Here is a 16,826-nt window from a genome sequence, read left to right as displayed (position 1 = left end):
CCCATGAATAAGCAAGAAGATCAAAAGCAGTTTCAGCGTAAACCAAGCTGGATTCGTGTGAAAGCTCCTGTAAGCAAGGAGTATCACGAAACTCGAAAGCTGATGCGCGGTAAAAACCTGCACACTGTATGTGAAGAAGCCGCATGCCCAAACATTGGTGAATGCTGGTCAAAGAAGCATGCAACAGTAATGATCCTTGGTGATACATGCACGCGTGCCTGCGCATTCTGTAATATTAAAACCGGTCGCCCAATGGCTGTTGATCCGATGGAGCCCATGAATACGGCAATAGCCTGTAAAACCATGGAGCTTGAGCACATCGTGATTACATCTGTTGACCGTGATGACTTGGATGATGGTGGTGCTAACCAATTTGTTGAGGTGATCAAGGCGATCCGAGATACAAGCCCTAAAACCACGATCGAGATTTTAACCCCAGATTTCCGTAATAAGCTTGGTGCTATAGAAACTGTAGCGGAAGCTCGTCCGGATGTGTTTAACCATAATCTGGAGACAGTGCCGCGGAATTATCCGAAAATCCGCCCAGGTGCGCGTTATTATCACTCGCTCCGCCTTCTTGAAACAGTGAAGCAGGTGGACCCGAATATATTCACAAAATCGGGTATTATGGTTGGCCTAGGTGAAGAACGCCTTGAAGTTAGCCAGGTAATGGATGATATGCGCATGGCGGATATTGATTTCATGACCATTGGCCAATATCTGCAGCCAACGCCGCGCCATGCTAAGGTAGAACGTTTTGTAACGCCTGATGAATTCAAGGCTTATGAACGTATGGGTAAAGGTAAAGGCTTCTTACAGATATCCTCAACACCTCTAACTCGTTCAAGCTATCATGCCGGCGATGATTTTGCCCGTCTTCGTGAGGCACGCGAAAAGAAGCTGGCCGCAAAGAAGTAAGTTTCTATTTTACTTGACGAAACAAGCCTTTCCGATGAATTCTACGCGAATTCGGGAGGGCTTTTTTTATGGCTGAAGCTAAAACGACATGTGCTAACTGCTATGAACCTATGCATGGCAGTTATTGTTATGCTTGCGGGCAAAAAGATATTGGAACTCGTCTCACAATAAAGGTCTTTATCAGCCAGATGCTTGAGGCCTTAACGGAGGTGGATTCTAAGTTTTGGCGTACTCTACGTGAGTTGACGTTAAACCCCGGAAGAGTTGCTCTCAATTACATCAATGGAAACCGTGCCAGCTATATTAACCCTGTTAAGTACCTGTTTGTATGTTTTGCCATCTATTTCTCTCTTACAGTTATAACTGGCTTTCATGAGATATATGTACAGGAAGCAGTAAATGAAGGTGAAGGATCACAGGTAACCCAAGAAGAGGTAAATAGTATTGAAGTAAAAGAAGATAATGTTCAGGTACAAGTCTCGGCCGAAGCTATTCGGGATATGTTACGTAACCAGTTAAATCTGTTGGTTTTTATGAGCATACCTCTGACAGCTTTTTTTCTACGTTGGCAATATTTCCGAGCAAAACACAATTACCCAGAAGTGCTGAGCTTTTTATGCTTCATTGTTGGGCACAGCTATTTTCTATCCATATTTTTGGTTATTCTGATGTGGCTGTTTGATGCATATCAAAAGGACATACGTACTTTACTAATGCTGGCATTATTCTTTTTTGGCGCCAGAGTGTTTTTCAAAATGGGGTGGATTATATCGTTTCTGGGAACGATAGCGACACTACTTTTGACAGTTATTTCGGTGTTGGTGGTAGGCGCTTCTCTGGTTTTGATTAACTTATATATTGCCTGATATTATGCTTTACGAATAGGGCCCTTCCTTGTATTCAACGGCTAAGTAATAGAGATTTTTATGCCTAAGTTTACAGAGAAAAAGATACTGCCTTATTCGCCTCAGCAGGTATTTGATATTGTTTCAGATGTAGCAAGATACCCGGATTTCTTACCGTGGTGTGTGGGTGCGCGCGTATACGGCAAGAAACCAAATCAATTTGATGCGGATGTGATTATCGGCTTCAAGATGTTCCGTGAACGTTTCACAAGCCGCGTCACACTCGAAGAAAATACCAAAGTAGATGTAGATTATATTAAAGGTCCTATGAACAGGCTTTATAATCACTGGCGTTTTATCGAGCAAGAAGATGGCAGCTGTCTCGTTGATTTTGAAGTGGATTTTGAATTTAACAGCAAATTGCTGAATGATCTTATCGGCGGTTTATTTGGTAAGGCCTGTGAAAAAATGGTGGCTGCGTTTGAAAAACGTGCAGCTGAACTATATGAGAATGCTGCTTAGTTGCGCTTGGCTAGCGGCGAATAGATGAAATCCCATAACTGGTCTGTTAGGGTTTCTTTGTCTAATAAAGTGGGGTTTGAGAGAGCCTGAGCGGTAGCGAGTGTAATACCGCCGATAATAGCACCAGCTGCTACCTCTCTGTTAATATCTTCACGCAAATAACCTTTGCGCTGACCATCAGCAATATTGGCTTTTGCAAGCTCAACCGTTGCTCTGGTTCTCTTGGCCTCTACCGCGAGCACTTCTGGGCTTGAGCCCAAATTTGCAAGCATGATCGGGGCTAGGGGGCTGGTATAGAGAAAATCTACTACAGCACAAAGGCGTTTATACTCACGTTTTTGCCATGGAATCTCTGCGTCGTATCGTTCATTCATGATAGCATCATAGTCATCGTAGAATCTTTCTACGACAGCAGAAACTAGACCAGCTTTTGATCCAAAGTAGTGATAGGCAAGGCCAACGGAGACACCAGCTCGTTTCGCGACATCATTCATTTCAATGTCACCTAAGCCTTCGATAAGAGCATCAATGGCTGCTGTTAATATCTTTGTTTTTGCTGGTATTTTTTTCTTCATTAAAGTTCTATAGCAATCTGTGTAATTGGCGGCAATATCAATATCTTCTATATATTGAATTGAATTCAATTCAAAATATCCTATATATCATTTCAATGTCTGTTTTATAGTGTGATCATGGAGGGGCCAATGTTTGAAAATTTATCTATGAAGAGAGATGAAGTTGAGAAGTATTTAGGCGGTCGAAGCTTCGAGCAAGCGAAGGACGAATATGATCGCGAAGGTTATATGATCTTTGAAAATGTATTGTCCGAAGAGATGCTGGAACGTATTAAATCTGCGGCTAAGCCATATCTTGATGAAAATGTAGCTGGCCGGAACGATTTTGAAGGGCTCAAATCTAATAGGCTTTATGCGCTCGTTGAAAAAGCCCCAGTGTTTGCTGAATTGGCTATGCATCCACTAGCTCTCGGCTTTGCTGAAGCTGATTTGGGGCGCCACTGCCTGCTATATGCCTATCTAGCTATTAACCTTCATCCGGGAGAAAGCGTACAGCCATGGCATTATGATGATAGTCACTGTGATGTAGCGTTACCTCGTAAGAATTGGAGCGTTAGTACCTTCTGGGCTATTGAAGACACAACTGATGTTAACGGAGCTACGGAAATTATTCCTCGTAGTCACCTTTGGGGTGAAGAGGAAATGAATGGCGCTATTCTTGAAAATACATTTTCTGATAAACGTATGAAGGATGTAGATGAAGACCCTGGTGCTCGTGTTGATGCAATAAAAGCTACAATGAAGGCTGGTTCGTTTATGGTTGCTAAAGGGACTTTGTGGCACCGTGGTGGAGCGAATAAATCAGACGGTACTAGATTTATCATCACGCCCCAATATTGCGCAGGATGGGTTAGATCGCTGGAGAACTTTTCCCTTTCTATTTCAAGAGAAACAGCAGCTCAATGCCCAGAAAGAGTTCAGGAGTTGATAGGGTATGATATTTATCCTCCGTTTAAAGGGTATGTAGATGGTATGCACCCCAAACGTCTTTTAAAAACTGTCTAATTACTCAGAGAAAAGGCCGTTTCTTCGGCCTTTTTTAAGATGCTATAGCCTCAAGAAGAAGAGATAAGGCAACTTTCACGGCTTCATTGCGAACGCCATCACGGTCTAAATCGTTAAAGTGTCGTTCCTCCGCATGTGGCGCTTCTCCTAACTGAGCAATGGCAAACCAAACTGTACCAACTGGTTTTTCATCGCTGCCACCACCAGGGCCCGCTATGCCGGTGATTGAGACCGCGATATCAGCCATTGAGTTCGCAAGAGCTCCATACGCCATTTCTTTCGCTACGGCGTTTGATACTGCACCAAATCTCTCAAGGTTTTCAATATTCACACCAAGCATCTGCTGTTTTGCTTCATTGGTATATGTAACGAAACCCCGATCTACTACATCTGAGGAACCTGCAATGGCGGTTAGGGCACCCATGACTAAGCCGCCTGTGCAGGATTCTGCGGCGGTGATTGTCAACCCTCGCTGTCTCGCGGCTTCAAGCAAGCTTTCTGCTAGTGTTTGAATATCTTCGTTAAACAAAACGTGCCCCTTGAAAATAGATGTTTATGTATTTGCATTCATGAGAATACAGAATGATTACCCTTATAGGATGAACATTTTAACAACATAAAAGGTAGCTGCAGCAAATATACCTGCAGCTAGATCGTCTACCATTACACCGAAACCACCTGAGACCTTTTTATCCAGCCACTCAATCGGCCACGGCTTGATGATATCATAAAAACGGAACAATATGAATGCACTAGCTAGCTCTATATACCCAAAGCTAGCGAAGGTTAGGGGTAACAAGGAGACCCACATGCCTGCGAATTCATCTATCACGATCTCTGGTGCATCATGAATACCTGTTTTACGTTCAATTTGGTTAATAGCGAACACAGAAAGTAGTGTGGTAGCAGCTATAAATATGAGTAATATCCAAAAAGATTGAGGTAGCTTAAGAATGCCGTATCCAATAAGGAGGCCTGCCAAAGAACCCCATGTTCCGGGGGCAGGTTTTATAAGGCCTGAGCCAAATCCAACGCTCCACCAATATGCAGCGCTTTTATACCGTTCTTGCCAATTTGAAAGGGTCTGCTTTGCCATGAATTAGTCCAGAGGTAGTCTTATGGTTGCCGTTGCCTGGCAGGCGATACCTTCTTCGCGCCCTGTGAAACCAAGCTTTTCTGTTGTGGTAGCCTGAACACTTACTCGACTTATCTCTATATCTAATAAATCAGCAATTTTTTGCCGTATCGTATCTTTATGTGGACCAATTTTAGGTTTCTCACAAATAATACAAATACCTACATGTGCGATGATACCGTCTTTTTCAGCTACTAACTTCTGCGCTTTTTCCAAGAATATATGGCTTGGGGCACCGCGCCATTGTTCATCGCTTGGTGGGAAATGGGTTCCTATATCGCCTTCTGAAATAGCGGCAAGAATAGCATCTGTAAGAGCATGTAGGGCAACATCTGCATCTGAGTGGCCTTTAAGCTTGTGTGTGTGTGGAATTTTTATGCCGCCAAGCCAAACATGATCGCCTTTGTCAAATCGGTGTACATCATAGCCGGAGCCAACTCTTATATCTGCTAATTGCATCATCATCAGGTTTGTTGCCTTTAGAAAATCCTCGGGGCGAGTAATTTTAAAATTAGTTTCAAGTCCGTCCACAATTGTAACTTTACCGCCAAAGTGTTCAAATACAGCCGCATCATCGGTGAAATTCTTATGTGGCGCATTTTTATGTGCCTCAAGGATTTCCCCATAGCGAAAAGCCTGCGGTGTTTGAACGGCATATAGAGAAGTTCGGTCCACAGTTTTTTCAATTATGTCTTCAGTAACATGTTTTAAAGTATCTACTATTGGTACCGCAGGGAGAAGAGCGCGCTTGCTGTTATTGAGGCCTGAGATCAATTTCTCAATTGTTTCTTTAACTATAAAAGGCCGTGCTGCATCATGGATCAGCACATAATCAGGATCATAATCTTGAAGCGCTAATAGCCCATTCAGAACGCTCTCTTGACGGGTTTCACCACCTATAACAGGCGGTAAAGCACAATTTTTATGAGTGAGTTGTTCATATCGTTGATGATCATCTTTATGAATAACGGGAACTATAGTAGCTTCTTTAATAGATGAAGAAATAGATTTAAGTGTATGATCTATAATTGCTTTACCACAAATTTTTTCATATTGCTTTGGCCCGTCTGTACCTGCGCGGGTGCCACGACCAGCCGCTACAATTATCACCGCTATTTTCTTAGTATCTGTCATGCAAATCTTGCTCTGGCTTTTTCTATCATTTTCTGGCATAAGCAGTGCCCAATATTTAGGCAGCGTAGTATAGGTTCTTGTTATGGCTATTAACATTGGTCCAGTAGAAATCAAAGACCCAGTATTTTTAGCACCTATGTGTGGTGTATCAGATATGCCGTTTCGTAAACTTGTAAAAAGTTACGGCGTTGGTCTTGTTGTATCTGAAATGATTGCTTCTGAGGCAATGATCCGTGCAAGCGAGAAGTGCCAGAAGATGGCAACAAACTGCGCTGAAGAATTCCCGATGTCTGTTCAGCTAGCGGGTTGTGAAGCTTCAAAAATGGCTGAAGCTGCCAAGCTTAATGAAGACCGCGGCGCTGCTTTTATTGATATCAATATGGGTTGCCCGGTTAAAAAAGTGGTGAATGGCCACTCTGGTTCAGCGCTTATGCGCGACCTTGATCACGCAGGTGAACTTATTCACGCTACGGTGAATGCAGTATCACTACCAGTAACCCTCAAGATGCGACTTGGTTGGGATGATGATAGCTTTAATGCTCCCCAATTGGCAAAAATTGCTCAGGAAGCAGGGATCAAGATGCTCGTTGTACACGGTAGGACACGCTGCCAAATGTATAAGGGGCATGCCGACTGGAAGAAGGTAGGAATTGTTAAAGACGCCGTTGATATTCCTCTTGTGGTAAACGGCGATATCAATACCTTTGATGATGTAGATAATGCTCTTGAGCAATCAGGCGCAGATGGCGTTATGATTGGTCGCGGGACATATGGTAAACCTTGGTTCCCGTCACAGGTAATTCATTACCTTAAGACTGGTGAGCGTATTGCGGAACCAACACTAGCTGAGCAACTAGAGGCAATTTTAAGCCACTATGAAGAAATGCTTCATCACTACGGCACTGTTACAGCTGTTCGTATGGCGCGTAAGCACCTCGGCTGGTATACAAAAGGGCTTACAGGCTCGGCAGAATTCCGACACTACATAAACCGTGTAGACGATCCGGAAGAAGTTAAAAAGTCTCTTAAGGAATATTTCCTACCACTGTGTGAACAAATGGCTGCTTAATGAAATCAGGTGGGGGAAGTTTGGAAACAGTACCTTCTGGTGAACTTGGTGCACCAGAAGCCGTTCTGAACAGCCTACATCAGGCAACATTGCTCATTTCAGCTGATAATATAATTACACAAATATATTCGCACACCGAAGCTATTTTTCAGCAGAGTGAAGAAGTGTTAATCGGCCAATCTATCCGGGCACTTCGTAGTATTGGTCTTCAGGTGGAAGAACTTGTAGATAGATCCCGACAAGAAGTGACACCTCTGAATAGTTATGATGTGGCTTGCGGACCACCAATCGGTGACATAGAGCTTATGGATCTTCATGCCTCACCCTATGGGGAAGAGGGCGAGATACTCATAACAGCCCAGCCTCGGCGGATTACAGCATATCTTGAAAAACGTGAGGAAATGGAAGCTGCGGCTCGTTCTGTTAGCGGTTTAGCGTCCATGTTAGCTCATGAAATTAAAAACCCCTTATCCGGTATTCGAGGGGCCGCCCAATTAATCGCTCGTTCTTCCAAAGAAGGAGATGACAGACTTCCTGAATTGATTGTTAAAGAGGTTGATCGGATAAAGTCGCTCGTTGACGAGTTAGAGACCTTTAGCACGCCAACCGCGCAGGAAAATGAAGCAGTAAATATTCATGAAGTACTGGATCATGTACTTAATGTAGCTGCTGCTGGTTTTGGCGAGAAAGCTGAGTTTGAACCGAAATTTGACCCTTCACTCCCAGATGTTTATGGCAATTATGATCGTTTGATTCAGGTGTTTTTAAATCTAGTAAAAAATGCTGTGGAAGCAGCGGGAGACACAGCGAAGATCACAGTAACTACACGTTATCAACATGGAATCTGGATTAGAGAAGCTGACGGCTCTCGAAAGAGATTACCTATAGAGATATCTATCCATGACAATGGCCCGGGTATTCCGGAGAATCTAAAGAATTATCTGTTTGATCCGTTTGTAAGCGGTAAAGAGGGTGGTTCAGGCTTGGGACTTGCATTAGTAGCACGCTACATCAGCGAAATGGGAGGGACAGTCACCTTCGATAACCACCCCAAGGGCGGTGCGGTCTTTAAGGTGCAATTAGCACTCGATGAGGATAAAAAAGTATGACACGGAATAAACCAACTATCATCGTTGCTGATGACGACCTGACTATACGCCTTGTAGTGGGGGAGGCGCTGCGCCAAGAAGGTTGGCTTGTGGTTGAAGCCGAAGATGTTGCGGAACTTGATAGATTAGTTAGAAGCGGAATGGGTGATCTGGTTCTGTCCGATGTGATGATGCCAGGTGGTAATGGCATTGAATGTATGGCGGAGCTTAACGAAGTCCGACCTGAGCTACCGTTTGTTATTATGAGTGCCCAAAATACACTATCTACAGCTATGGCTGCATCTGATAAAGGAGCTTTTGATTATCTACCAAAGCCCTTTGATATCGATGAGTTAGTCTCTATTGCTAAGAAAGCACTTAAAAACAATATTAATTTAAGTGAAGCTGATTATGAGCAAGAAGAAAGTCTGCTAATTGGCCGTTCTGCGGCTATGCAGGAAATTTACCGTGCTATGGCACGTGTTGTTCAGACTGAACTCACTGTACTGATTATTGGAGAAAGCGGAACCGGTAAAGAATTGGTTGCAAGGGCTATTCATACGCACAGTAAGCGAAAAGAAAATCCTTTTGTTGCTGTGAATATGGCAGCTATTCCGAAAGAACTCATTGAGAGTGAACTTTTCGGACATGAACGTGGTGCATTCACGGGTGCCGAAACGAGAACCTTAGGCCGATTTGGGCAAGCTAAAGGCGGAACCTTATTTCTAGATGAAATAGGTGATATGCCTCTCGAAGCACAAACACGGCTTTTAAGGGTGCTTCAAGAAGGCGAATACAGGACAGTTGGAGGAACTTCCACGATTAAAACTAATGTTCGTATTATTGCGGCAACCAACAAAAACCTTCGAGAAATGGTGCGATCTGGTGATTTTCGAGAGGATTTATACTTCCGGCTGAATGTTGTGCCGTTAAATATCCCTTCTTTACGTGAAAGAACTGACGATATCCCCGATCTCGCGGAACATTTCTTAAAAAAAGCCGTAGAGAATGGCCTTCCCAAAAAGGCTTTATCTTCCGGGGCTAAAAAAATACTACAATCCTTTGATTGGCCTGGGAATGTTCGAGAATTAGAGAACATGGTTAATAGGGTTTGTGCACTATATCCTGGGAATGAAATCACTGGAAATATGGTGAAAGAGGAGTTTGACAGATCAGTCTCTGATTTATCCGGCGGACCAATAAGTATCATGGCGGATGTAACTGGAGGGAATCTATCTCAAACGGTTCGCCTACACCTAGATCAGTATTTTGATTATCATGATGATGGCTTGCCGTCCCCAGGAATTTACCAGCGCATCCTTAGAGAAGTAGAACGACCTCTTATTCAAAAGGTGTTGTCTGTTACCAATGGTAACCAATTGAAAGCCGCAGATTTATTGGGTTTGAACCGAAATACTCTACGTAAAAAAATCAAAGAGTTGGATATTGTCATCTCTCCAAAAAGCCAACGTTAAAAAAAACATTAAAATAATATGTGATATCTCTGGTACAACCGTGACAAATATGCATCATGGCTAGTTATGACGGAAACAACCAAACCAGATAATGTTGATGGCATCATTGCTACGCATCCTAAATTGCCTAACCGAAATTGGGCAAAGTTCGTTCTTTGGGCAAGACGTCTAAAATTAGCTGGAAGGATTGAGATTGTTATCGCTTTCCTTGCGGTTACTTCAGCAATAGCAACATACATCGCAATGTCCCAAAAGGGCGCTCCGTTTGAAGTGGCTACCGGACGTACCATGCGGGTGTTACTCGGCGTTAATTTGGCGCTGTTGCTAGCGCTGGCTGTATCAATAAGCCGTTGGGTTATCAGGATATGGTGGTCTCGCAAGGGAATGGCTGCCGGCTCGAGGCTTCATAACAAACTTACGGGTTTCTTTATTGGTATCGCCGTCGTTCCACCAATCATTATGACGGTTTTCTCAGCATTATTTCTGGAGTTTGGACTGCAGTCTTGGTTTAGCGACAAAATTAGAAATACTCTCACCAATTCCCTTGAAGTTGCACAAACGTATATGATTGAGCACAGGGCTGATGTTGAAAAAGACATGCTCCAAATTGCCCGAGCTTACAATAATATCTCTCCCTTACAGAAGCAGGATCTCATAGGGCTGCAAAGGGTGGCAGATGATGCCCTTAATACTCGATTGCTTAGCGAGCTAATCGTGTTTGATGGTGAAGCTAACGTGTTAGCACGAGCAACTGCTGGCCTAGGGTTATCAGATGATTTTTTGGACACTGCGGTAATTGAGCATGCTCGTGACGGCGGCGCTATTGTGGTTACGGATGTTGAGAATAACCGAGTGATAGGATTAATCCGGCTATCATCTTTCTTTCGGCCCACTTATCTATATGTATCGCGCGATCTAAGTCCTAATGTCTTGACATATTTGGAAGCCACGCAGAGCGCAGTAAATGACTATGAAACACTGGAAAACCAACGAAGTGACTTCCAGTTACAGTTCAATTTGGTTTTTATTATTATAGCGCTTCTTATTTTGTTGGCCGCTATCTGGATTGGTCTTTGGTTCTCCAGCCGCCTTGTAACGCCACTCTCCAATTTGGTGGATGCGTCGGAACGAGTTGGTAAAGGTGATTTTGCGGCGCGTGTGCCCAGTGTTCCAACAAGTGATGAAGTTGGTATGCTGAGCCGTGCATTTAACCGGATGACAGATCAATTAGCTAAGAACCAAAAAGACCTTATCGCAGCTAACTCAGAACTTGATGAGCGCAGGCGTTTTCTTGAAGAAGTACTGGAGGGCGTATCTGCCGGGGTTATCGGGCTTCAGAAGGATCACACAGTGTTTCTACCTAACCGATCAGCTGCGGGACTTCTTGGATCTACCGTTGAAGAAATGATCGGTCAAAAACTGGAAGTTATTATCCCTGAATTTAAAGATATTCTTGAACAAGCAAAGGATGCGAACGGGAATGAAGCCAAGGGCGAAATTCAGCTAGAAAGAAATGGAGAGATATGTACTCTTCTTACCCGTGTCTCCGCTGAACGTTCAGATGATGGTGAAATTAGTGGTTTTGTCACCACTTTTGACGATGTGACGGAGCAGCTGGCAAACCAAAGAACAGCCGCCTGGGCTGATGTGGCGAGACGTATTGCCCATGAGATTAAAAACCCGCTCACGCCTATTCAACTGTCAGCAGAACGTCTAAAGCGTAAGTACTTGAAGGAAATTGCTTCCGATACGGCTGTTTTTAGTCAGTGTACAGATACGATTATCAGGCAGGTAGGTGATCTGCGCCGCATGGTGGATGAATTCAGTTCCTTCGCTAGAATGCCAGCACCGCTTCTCAAAGAGACTAATATTAGGGACGTTATAAAACATGCTGTTTTCCTACAGGATGTAGCGAACGTTGATATTAACTTTCACCACAATCTCAATGAAGAGCTTAATGAGCTTATTTGTGATGGCCGTTTGGTTGGTCAAGCTCTTACTAATATTTTGAAAAATGCATCTGAATCTGTAGAAGCACGCATGGATAAACAAGCTGCCTCAGGAGAAGAAGTTATTCCCGGTAAAGTATCTTTGGAATTACAACAGGATGATGAACGAACTGTTATTACCGTGCAGGATAATGGTCTGGGGCTTCCAGTTGAGCAGAAAGATCGCTTAATGGAACCCTATGTGACAACCAGAGCAAAAGGAACAGGCCTTGGTCTGGCAATTGTGCGTAGGATCATGGAAGAGCATGGCGGTAACGTGAGGATCGCTGATCGCGGTGAGGGAGGGGCAAGCGTAACTTTGTACTTCTCGCATAAGGCTTTGGAAAAGCGCGTTGAGCAATTAGAGAAGGCGGCTACGGCTGTTTGATGAATAGTAAAGTTGGGAGGGAGCCTAAATGGCCCTTGATATTCTAATCGTTGATGATGAAGCTGATATTCGTGAGCTAATCGCGGGCATTCTTGAGGATGAGGGCTATGCAGCCCGTACCGCACACGATAGTGACAGTGCGCTTACACAGATAGAGGCGCGTTTACCTTCATTGTTAATTTTGGATATTTGGCTTCAGGGCAGTAAGCTCGATGGGCTTGAAATTCTTGAACTTGTTAAAAGTCGGCACCGTGATCTTCCGATCATTGTAATCTCAGGGCATGGTAATATTGAAACGGCCGTAGCTGCGATTAAGAAGGGAGCTTATGATTTTATTGAAAAGCCCTTTGAATCTGAGCATTTATTGCTAACGGTTGCTCGCGCGACTGAGGCAGAACGTCTTCGCCGTGAAAATGAAGAACTAAAGAAGAAAACAGGCTTTTCAGTAGATATCATTGGTCGTTCGCAGGCCATCAACAGTTTACGTCAAAACATTGAGAAAGTAGCAGCAACGAATAGCCGTATTTTGATTCAGGGGCCATCAGGCGCTGGTAAAGAGGTAGCTGCACGACAAATTCATGAAAGGTCGCATCGCTCACGTTCATCCTTTGTAGTAGTAAGTGCTGCATCTATGGAACCTCACCGGATGGAACAAGAGCTTTTCGGTGTTGAGCAAAATGGTGGTGTTGTGAAAACAGGTCTATTTGAACGTGCCCATGGTGGTACGCTCTTTATAGATGAAGTGGGAGATATGCCGCTCCCGACACAGGCCAAGATATTACGTGTATTAACAGATCAGGCTTTTGAACGCGTTGGCGGTAACTCACGTGTAAAGGTCGATGTTCGTGTTATTTCTGCTACCAGTAAAAACCTGCTGGTTGAGATCGAAGAAGGGCGTTTTCGAGAAGATCTTTATCACCGTTTGAATGTTGTGCCGCTTTCAATGGCGTCTTTGGCTGAGCGGCGTGAAGATATTCCCATGCTCGCACAGAATTTCCTTGAAACGCTGGCCGCTGCAACAGGTCGAGCCTCTGTCACGTTGTCTGATGATGCGCTTGCTTCTTTGCAGAATTATGATTGGCCGGGAAATGTGCGGCAGCTCAAAAACATTATTGAACGCGTACTGATTATGGGCCCAGAAGACGGCGGTTCCGAAATCTGTAGCAAAGACCTGCCACCGGAAATTCGTACTAATTCAAATGATTTATTGCACTCTAGTACCGACAACGCCATTATGACCACACCTCTTAGGGAAGCGAGAGAGAGTTTTGAAAGGGAATATCTCAAAATTCAAATTAATCGTTTCAGTGGGAATATTTCTAAGACAGCAGAATTCATCGGGATGGAACGTTCAGCGCTCCATAGAAAATTGAAGTCACTTGGCCTGACGAGTAACGGCCGAAATGCTGGTGAATAGATAGAGGCTTGATAAGTCTATGAAAGTTATTGTCTGCGGCGCAGGGCAGGTTGGGTTTAATATCGCCAAGCACCTTGCAAACCAAAATAACGATGTAACAGTGATTGATACATCACGAGCCCTTATTCGTAAGATTAGTGAATCGTTGGATGTTCAGGCGCTTGTCGGACATGCGTCTGATCCTTCTATGCTGAATAATGCAGGTGCTGCTGATGCAGAACTTATTATTGCTGTTACACAATCGGATGAAGTGAACATGATAGCGTGCCAAGTGGCGCATTCTATGTTCAGCGTACCGACGAAGGTGGCGCGTATTCGTAATCAAGCCTATCTTTCTGATACGTATGCTGATCTGTTTTCTCGTGATCATATTCCAATTGATGTGATTATTTCTCCCGAATTAGAGATTGCACAAGCATTGTTGCGCCGCTTAGAGGTGCCTGGTGCACTCAATATGGTGCCATTCGCCGAAGGTAAGGTTCGTCTGATTAGCTTGAAGCTTGAGGATGACTGTCCTGTAGTTGATACACCTCTCAGGCAGTTAACGGAGCTGTTTCCAAATCTGAACACTATCGTTGCTGCCGTATACCGTAGCGGACGACTGTTTGTTCCACGCAGTGATGATCAACTTCAAATTGGTGATCTGATATATATTGCGGTAGACCGCGAGATGACGGACCGGGCTATGTCTGTCTTTGGACATGAAGAAAAAGCAGCTAACCGTATTGCGATTGTTGGTGGCGGTAATATTGGTTATTTTCTTGCGCAGCAATTGGAGGAGAGATCGAGTTCTGCTAACGTAAAGATCATTGAAGTAGACCGTAAGCGTGCGGAATGGCTGGCCGAGAAACTCTCGAAGACTATTGTTATCAATGGTGATGCCCTTGATAGAGAAATCCTGACAGAAGCGAATATTGAACAAACCGATACAATCGTGTCTGTCGCTGATGACGATGAAGTGAACATTCTTTCATCATTACTCGCAAAGCAGCAGGATTGCCCAAGAGCTATTACTCTTATGAATAACCCAATTTATGGTGGCTTGGTAGGGTCAATTGGTATTGATGTCGCTCTTGATCCTAGAGAAACTACGGTATCGTCTATTGTGAGACATATTCGTCGAGGCCGGATTAGAGACCTTTACAGTATTTTTGAGGGACAAGCTGAGATTATTGAAGCTGAAGTAATTGAGGGCTCTGGCGTTGTTGGACAGACTATAGGTGAATTACGTCTTCATGGAGATGTAAAATTTGGAATGATCGTACGTAATGATGAAACGATTGTTCCTCAGTCCGATACAGTTCTTCAAGCTGGTGATACGGTTGTTATTCTTGCCATGAGCGATGCGGTACGGAAGATCGAACAGCTGTTTTCTGCTCGTGCAGAGATTTTTTAAGAGATAATCTGATGTGGAAGAGCAGGTTATATTTTTTGCTAGGGTGCTGGCTTTTAATCTTATCTGGTCTTGAGTTAATTCCGCTTTTTACGGCAGCTATACTGAGCGAATTTGCAGCTTTTCAGGCGCTGTTTTCAGCATTTATTCTTACTGTTTTAATTGGTGGCGCTCTTTTCTTAGGTTTTCGGTCTACCGAAAAGATTCGGATACCCAAGCTTACGATTATTCTGCCAGTTGCTGGGGCCTTCATCCTTGCCTGGGGAGCAGGCTTACCATTCTTTTTTCTATTCCCAGATGAAGGTATGGTTCCAGCTCTATATGAAGGTATGTCCTTGATCACAACCAATGGCACAAGTGCCTATGAAGGTTTGATAAGGGAAGGTGGCTATTCAATTGAACTATGGCGTGGGTTGGCGAGTTGGATTGGCGGCTTTTTGGGGCTTTCTATTATTCTCTCCTTCCTGACAGCCATGAATATTGGTGGTTTGCAGCTTCACCGCTCTCCTTTGGCATTTGGTGATAGCGAGGCAGGGTATCCGCGTATGAAAGCAACTGCGCATACACTTCTACCTCTGTATCTTACGGTCACGGCCTGTTGTATGTTTTTCTTACTGTTGAGTGGAGTGACCTTTGCAGATGCTGTCCTGCTAGCATTCGGTATTATCAGCACATCTGGTTTTAGCCCTGAACTCTCATATAATTTCAATAATATTGGAACCCAGATATTCACTATTATTTTTCTGATAGTGAGCATTAGTAATTGGGATGTTCAATATGCATTTTGGCGCAGGAAGAAGCTGGACCATAGCATGCATAGTGAGCTGCGTACGAGCTTGTTGATGAGCGGGATGCTTCTCTTACTCCTAATTTATGTGATGCCCGTTGAAACATTTAGAACTTTTATTGACCATGCCTTTGCGGTCATATCCTCGGTCGCAACTTTTGGTTTGTACCCTGAAGCCTATACAAAAACCGTCAGCAATAGCGTGGATGTAAGTATTATCTTGCTGGTAGGTGCAGGAATAGGGGGTGCTGTTGTCGGTACTAGTGGTGGCTTGAAACAGCTAAGGGCCATAGTTGTATTTTTTGCAGGGAAAGCTGAGGTTGAACGCCTTGCGCACCCGCATAGTGTTAAAGGCATTATTTATCAAAAAGATGATGTGCAGCGATCAGATATTGAGGCTGTATGGCTGTTTTTAGGAGGTTTTGTCTTTATTCTCGCGATGGGAACAATTCTTCTTGGGATACTTGGTATTCATTTTCAGGACGCACTTTCTATGTCTTTCAGTGCTCTCACACTTTCCGGGCCGATTATTGATATCGTAGACCCGGATTTCGGTGGCTTTACTGGTCTTCAGGATGCTGATTATTTCATTCTTACTTTTCTTATGATGATTGGTCGAATAGAGGTGTCTCTGTTCTTTGCTTTATTTTCAAAAGCACTTTGGCGAGGATAAATTCGTAAAAGCAGTTGACCTAAGGCTGAAAGGTCTGACATAAAGTTGTGGCATGAATTCAACAAATTGCAAATTTTCTAAAAGGTGATCTGCTGGCTTCTTGCAATGCCCGAACGGGCCACTAAATAATGAACATAATAGAAAAGAAAAGCACGGACAGTCCATGTCAGATAAAAACCAAAACCTTCAGGACGTCTTTTTAAATCGCGTTCGTAAAGAAAAAGCATCCGTAACCGTATTCCTGGTAAATGGTGTTAAACTTCAGGGCGTTATTACTTGGTTCGATAATTTTTGTGTGTTGTTACGCCGGGACGGGCAGTCACAACTCGTGTACAAACACGCTATTTCAACTATAATGCCAGCTACTCAGATTTCTCTGTTTGAACCTGAAAAAGAAGGTATTGAGGACTAATC

At 43.8% G+C, this 16,826-nt stretch carries 16 protein-coding genes; 12 read left to right on the top strand and 4 right to left on the bottom strand.

The annotated features are described in order from the left end of the window. The first annotated feature begins 3 nt into the window (after positions 1–3). The 3 genes from lipA (at position 4) to KFE96_RS11325 (ending at position 2,285) form a co-directional block, all read left to right on the top strand. Positions 4–918 (top strand): lipoyl synthase, encoded by a 915-nt coding sequence (gene lipA, locus KFE96_RS11335; protein ID WP_255832702.1) that lies wholly within the window; start codon positions 4–6, stop codon positions 916–918. Between the two features lie 68 nt (positions 919–986). Then, the gene (locus KFE96_RS11330; RefSeq protein ID WP_255832701.1) at positions 987–1,784 is read left to right on the top strand and encodes a DUF3667 domain-containing protein; all 798 of its coding nucleotides are present in this window, start codon (positions 987–989) and stop codon (positions 1,782–1,784) included. 60 nt (positions 1,785–1,844) lie between these two features. Beyond that, on the top strand, positions 1,845–2,285 hold the full coding sequence (locus KFE96_RS11325) for a type II toxin-antitoxin system RatA family toxin (RefSeq protein ID WP_255832700.1): 441 nt from the start codon (positions 1,845–1,847) through the stop codon (positions 2,283–2,285). Here KFE96_RS11325 and KFE96_RS11320 read toward each other — a convergent pair. Beyond that, positions 2,282–2,929 carry a TetR/AcrR family transcriptional regulator gene (locus KFE96_RS11320; protein ID WP_255832699.1) on the bottom strand — a complete coding sequence of 216 codons (648 nt, stop codon included), beginning with the start codon at positions 2,927–2,929 and terminating at the stop codon, positions 2,282–2,284. The genes KFE96_RS11325 and KFE96_RS11320 overlap by 4 nt on opposite strands. Positions 2,930–2,989: 60 nt before the next feature. Between KFE96_RS11320 and KFE96_RS11315 the strand changes: the two genes are divergently transcribed. After that, entirely contained in the window at positions 2,990–3,865 is an 876-nt protein-coding gene (locus KFE96_RS11315) for a phytanoyl-CoA dioxygenase family protein (protein ID WP_255832698.1), read from the top strand. A gap of 34 nt (positions 3,866–3,899) precedes the next feature. On the opposite strand, the gene KFE96_RS11310 is transcribed toward KFE96_RS11315, so the two are convergent. The 3 genes from KFE96_RS11310 to KFE96_RS11300 form a co-directional block, all read right to left on the bottom strand. Further along, positions 3,900–4,394, bottom strand: a complete 495-nt coding sequence (locus tag KFE96_RS11310; RefSeq protein ID WP_247021480.1) for a CinA family protein — start codon at positions 4,392–4,394, stop codon at positions 3,900–3,902. A 63-nt stretch (positions 4,395–4,457) separates the two neighbouring features. Beyond that, entirely contained in the window at positions 4,458–4,961 is a 504-nt protein-coding gene (locus KFE96_RS11305; protein ID WP_255832697.1) for a phosphatidylglycerophosphatase A, read from the bottom strand. A gap of 3 nt (positions 4,962–4,964) precedes the next feature. After that, the gene (locus KFE96_RS11300) at positions 4,965–6,173 is read right to left on the bottom strand and encodes a bifunctional 2-C-methyl-D-erythritol 4-phosphate cytidylyltransferase/2-C-methyl-D-erythritol 2,4-cyclodiphosphate synthase (protein ID WP_255832696.1); all 1,209 of its coding nucleotides are present in this window, start codon (positions 6,171–6,173) and stop codon (positions 4,965–4,967) included. Between the two features lie 43 nt (positions 6,174–6,216). Between KFE96_RS11300 and dusB the strand changes: the two genes are divergently transcribed. From dusB to hfq, 8 genes are all read left to right on the top strand, one after another. Beyond that, a complete protein-coding gene (dusB, locus tag KFE96_RS11295) occupies positions 6,217–7,203 on the top strand; it encodes a tRNA dihydrouridine synthase DusB (RefSeq protein WP_255832695.1) in 987 nt (328 codons plus the stop codon). 20 nt (positions 7,204–7,223) lie between these two features. Next, entirely contained in the window at positions 7,224–8,312 is a 1,089-nt protein-coding gene (locus KFE96_RS11290) for a nitrogen regulation protein NR(II) (protein WP_255832694.1), read from the top strand. After that, complete coding sequence (ntrC, locus tag KFE96_RS11285) at positions 8,309–9,766, top strand: nitrogen regulation protein NR(I) (protein ID WP_255832693.1); 1,458 nt, start codon at positions 8,309–8,311, stop codon at positions 9,764–9,766. Before KFE96_RS11290 ends, ntrC begins: the two co-directional genes overlap by 4 nt. A gap of 66 nt (positions 9,767–9,832) precedes the next feature. After that, positions 9,833–12,142: a PAS domain-containing sensor histidine kinase gene (locus KFE96_RS11280; RefSeq protein ID WP_255832692.1), complete on the top strand. Its 2,310-nt coding sequence runs from the start codon at positions 9,833–9,835 to the stop codon at positions 12,140–12,142. Positions 12,143–12,170: 28 nt separating this feature from the next. Further along, positions 12,171–13,559, top strand: coding sequence for a sigma-54 dependent transcriptional regulator (locus tag KFE96_RS11275; protein ID WP_255832691.1), 1,389 nt, complete (start codon positions 12,171–12,173; stop codon positions 13,557–13,559). A 19-nt stretch (positions 13,560–13,578) separates the two neighbouring features. Next, the gene (gene trkA, locus KFE96_RS11270; protein WP_255832690.1) at positions 13,579–14,955 is read left to right on the top strand and encodes a Trk system potassium transporter TrkA; all 1,377 of its coding nucleotides are present in this window, start codon (positions 13,579–13,581) and stop codon (positions 14,953–14,955) included. A gap of 11 nt (positions 14,956–14,966) precedes the next feature. Then, the gene (locus KFE96_RS11265) at positions 14,967–16,412 is read left to right on the top strand and encodes a potassium transporter TrkG (RefSeq protein ID WP_255832689.1); all 1,446 of its coding nucleotides are present in this window, start codon (positions 14,967–14,969) and stop codon (positions 16,410–16,412) included. A gap of 163 nt (positions 16,413–16,575) precedes the next feature. Beyond that, positions 16,576–16,824, top strand: coding sequence for an RNA chaperone Hfq (gene hfq / locus KFE96_RS11260; protein ID WP_247021500.1), 249 nt, complete (start codon positions 16,576–16,578; stop codon positions 16,822–16,824). Positions 16,825–16,826 lie beyond the last annotated feature (2 nt).

The sequence above is a fragment of the Kordiimonas sp. SCSIO 12603 genome (genome assembly GCF_024398035.1).
Classification (GTDB): Bacteria; Pseudomonadota; Alphaproteobacteria; order Sphingomonadales; family Kordiimonadaceae; genus Kordiimonas.
The sequence above is the reverse complement of the archived record's forward strand: the minus strand, read 5'-3'. Positions and strand labels throughout refer to the sequence as shown.

Coding starts and splice junctions, on each gene's coding strand:
- lipA (WP_255832702.1), top strand. CDS start 4: ATGAATAAGCAAGAAGATCAAAAGCAGTTTCAGCGTAAACCAAGCTGG.
- KFE96_RS11330 (WP_255832701.1), top strand. CDS start 987: ATGGCTGAAGCTAAAACGACATGTGCTAACTGCTATGAACCTATGCAT.
- KFE96_RS11325 (WP_255832700.1), top strand. CDS start 1,845: ATGCCTAAGTTTACAGAGAAAAAGATACTGCCTTATTCGCCTCAGCAG.
- KFE96_RS11315 (WP_255832698.1), top strand. CDS start 2,990: ATGTTTGAAAATTTATCTATGAAGAGAGATGAAGTTGAGAAGTATTTA.
- KFE96_RS11305 (WP_255832697.1), bottom strand. CDS start 4,961: ATGGCAAAGCAGACCCTTTCAAATTGGCAAGAACGGTATAAAAGCGCT.
- KFE96_RS11300 (WP_255832696.1), bottom strand. CDS start 6,173: ATGCCAGAAAATGATAGAAAAAGCCAGAGCAAGATTTGCATGACAGAT.
- dusB (WP_255832695.1), top strand. CDS start 6,217: ATGGCTATTAACATTGGTCCAGTAGAAATCAAAGACCCAGTATTTTTA.
- ntrC (WP_255832693.1), top strand. CDS start 8,309: ATGACACGGAATAAACCAACTATCATCGTTGCTGATGACGACCTGACT.
- KFE96_RS11280 (WP_255832692.1), top strand. CDS start 9,833: ATGACGGAAACAACCAAACCAGATAATGTTGATGGCATCATTGCTACG.
- KFE96_RS11275 (WP_255832691.1), top strand. CDS start 12,171: ATGGCCCTTGATATTCTAATCGTTGATGATGAAGCTGATATTCGTGAG.
- trkA (WP_255832690.1), top strand. CDS start 13,579: ATGAAAGTTATTGTCTGCGGCGCAGGGCAGGTTGGGTTTAATATCGCC.
- KFE96_RS11265 (WP_255832689.1), top strand. CDS start 14,967: ATGTGGAAGAGCAGGTTATATTTTTTGCTAGGGTGCTGGCTTTTAATC.
- hfq (WP_247021500.1), top strand. CDS start 16,576: ATGTCAGATAAAAACCAAAACCTTCAGGACGTCTTTTTAAATCGCGTT.